This is a genomic window from Candidatus Latescibacterota bacterium, assembly GCA_019038625.1.
GTDB lineage: Bacteria > Krumholzibacteriota > Krumholzibacteriia > Krumholzibacteriales > Krumholzibacteriaceae > JAGLYV01.
The window spans coordinates 1-2958 of sequence record JAHOYU010000181.1; the positions used below are offsets into that span (position 1 = coordinate 1).

General features: G+C 44.3%; 2 protein-coding genes. One reads left to right on the forward strand and one right to left on the reverse strand.

Annotation, left to right across the window (positions count from 1 at the left end):
• The coding region (locus KOO63_13000) for a tetratricopeptide repeat protein (GenBank protein MBU8922729.1) at window positions 1–487 on the reverse strand (487 nt) is incomplete at its 3' end.
• Between the two features lie 155 nt (window positions 488–642).
• Between KOO63_13000 and KOO63_13005 the strand changes: the two genes are divergently transcribed.
• Window positions 643–2958, forward strand: a 2316-nt coding sequence (locus KOO63_13005) for a SpoIIE family protein phosphatase (protein MBU8922730.1), incomplete at its 3' end; no start/stop codon positions are given.

Consider the following 2958-nt stretch of genomic DNA (forward strand, 5'->3'; position numbering starts at 1 on the left):
GATCAAGGTATATCTCGGATGCCTTCACGTAATCACGTGCGTTCTCGTAAGATACTGCCAGACCCTCCCTTGCCGAATCCTTGAAGAAAGGATACTTCGAACTCATGGAGATATATTTTTCAAAATAGCTGGTAGCCTCTGCATTCCTTCCATCTGCAAGAGCAATTTTTCCCAGAAAATAGAGAGAGCATGCTCCCTGTTCCATGCTACCGAATCGATCATCGATGATCTTGAACATCTCCTCCGCGGATTTTATCTGCCCGGCACCGTATGACGCCAGCGCTTCGGAGAACTGTGCCTCAGCACTCGCTTTTGCATGCATCCTGGAGTTGTTCATCCAGATGGCTCCGGCAATTACAACAATAAGGACAACAAGGCCGGCGAAGAACTTGTTTTGGTTCTCCCTTAGATATTCTCTGGCCTCGAGAATAAACGTGACAAAACTATCTTCTTTCAATTCATGTCTTGATAACTTGTTATGAGACAATTCCCATACCTCCTTTTAGAGATAATTAACACTCCTTGAGTCATTTATTCAAGGGAAATATACGACTTCTTCCACTTAAACATTTCGATATTTGGATTGACAGTGAATATCCCATTCTGTAAGACTGACTCAAGGCTGACAAGAAAGGAGAATGTGTGCCCAGGACCCTTAGAATCGCACTGATGATAATTGCGGTTCTTATCACTATCCTTGACCTTTTTGGCATTGAAGATTTAGCCAGATCACCCTACCACGGAATCCGTCATAATAATCTTGTCTTTCTGGAATATGAAAAAGAAAGTCCTAATGCCGAAAAGGGTTTGCTGGCAGGCGACAGAATAGTAGCAGTCGATGGTATACGCCCCCGAAATATAATTCATTTCAAATATCTGATACGTTCCAACACTTCTTTTTCATCCCAGGTCTTTACAATTGCCAGGACTGATTCGTTGTTCGAAATAAGAATAGACACCAAAGCTCAGCCTGGGAAAAAGATTTTTCAGAAGATAGCGCTTTCTCTTACTGCTCTGACTTTTATGGTTGTAGGATCTTATGTGATCTATAAAAGACAGGATATTCTAGGGCGCCTTTATGCATTTAATTGCCTTCTGTTCGCATTTCTACTTACAGAAAGGCCTTCTACGTCTATCAGCCTGCTTCATGTCATGGGAGAACTGTTTTATGATGGGGTTTTTGCTTTTCTCCCTGCTGTATTCCTGCATTTCTTTCTTATATTTCCTGGAAAAGAGATACATGCCGGGACAAGGCGTTCAGCGATCGAGAGAAACCTTTATGTTGTACCGGCACTGATCTTCCTATCGATGTTTATCCTGGCGCTTGTTCATTTTTCAAAGGAGATGCCTCCCTCCATTCTACTCGTATTCAATGGAATAGCGTCAGTTTACTGGCTCATCTATATGACTGGTGGAGTTTCCCTCTTTATCAGGACTTATATCACGTCTGACAAGGTTCAAAGGGTCAAGTTCAGGATTGCCACCATAGGCCTGATAGCAGGCACTGCTCCCGTTACTATTGTAATGCTTGTCAGGCAGTTTGCTCCCTCTCTCGATATACCTTTTGATAGTTTTTCAATGCTCTTCCTGTCCTTTATGTCGATATCCTTCGCCTACGCAATTCTCAGACATGATGCATTCGATATGAGGGTCGTGTTCAAAACGGGATTGGCTTATATCCTGGTGCCCGTGATCCTGGGCAGTATGATATACTTATTTGCCCGAGGCATATTTGAGAAGTTTCCAGGTTTCCTCGATGGAAAACAACTTTCGATGATGATGATTGTACTGATGCTTGCTGTTATCGCATTCGTAATGGCAAGAGCCGGTATCATCCATTTTGTGGACTGGGTCTTTTTCAGAAACAGGCAGAAATTCAGGGAAAGGATGATAGAGTACTCAAGACGGATTCAATTTCTCTCATCCCAGGAAGACATAGCTGATTTTACCGCTGAAGAGATATATGAGATGTTCCGGCCGGAATACGTCCATATCTTCATGTTCGAAGAGGACAAAGATACTTACGTTCGCAGAAAGAGCCGCCCGGAGGCAACAGTCCTGCCGCTGACCTCTTTGCCTTCAAGCATGAAACTTATTAGAATAGCCCAGGCTGGAAGGCAACCAGTTATGGTGGAATACTTCGACAGTCTCTGGGCCAGTAATAATCTGGACAGGATTTCACTGGAATTAATATCGATGGTTCGCATATCAGTCGTCGTACCGATGGTTGAGCAGAACGAGATGCCGGGGTTAATAATCATCGGACGAAAAAGGTCGGGCAAACCTTATGACGGTGCCGATGCGGAGATGCTCGAAATTCTTGGAGAAAGAAGCGCAGCGGCAATCAGGAACAACGTATTGTTCCATGTATCGAAAGAGAAGGAGAAGCTGGAGAAGGAAGTCCATCTCGCCAGCAAGATACAGCAGAGACTACTTCCCGAAGCCCCCCCCCACCTCAAGCACTCTACTGTAAAGGGTAAATTGAGAAATTGCCTCGAGGTCGGTGGGGATTTCTACGATTTTGTTGAATTCGATAGCGGGAAAATCGGGATCGCGGTTGCCGATGTTTCAGGGAAAGGAATCCCTGCATCGCTTTTGATGACTACCCTTCAGGCATCATTTCGAGCTGAAGCAACTGAGGACAGGTCTCCAGGGGAAGTCCTTTCCGCTCTGAACAAATCACTTTATATCAGGAGTGAAGTAAGTAAATTCGCAACATTTTTCTACGCCGTATATGACGATTGTAATGGACTTCTTCATTATTGTAACGGTGGTTCTTTTCCTCCCCTTCTGATCAGAAATGATGGGACTGTCATTCAATTGAAGAGAGGCGGTATCCTGGTCGGTGTTGATCCAGAATCGGTATACCTTGAAGGGATGGTCAAACTCAGGAAAAACGAGGTCCTGGCAGTATATACCGATGGTATAATCGACCAGGAGAATTCTAGAGAAGAGTAC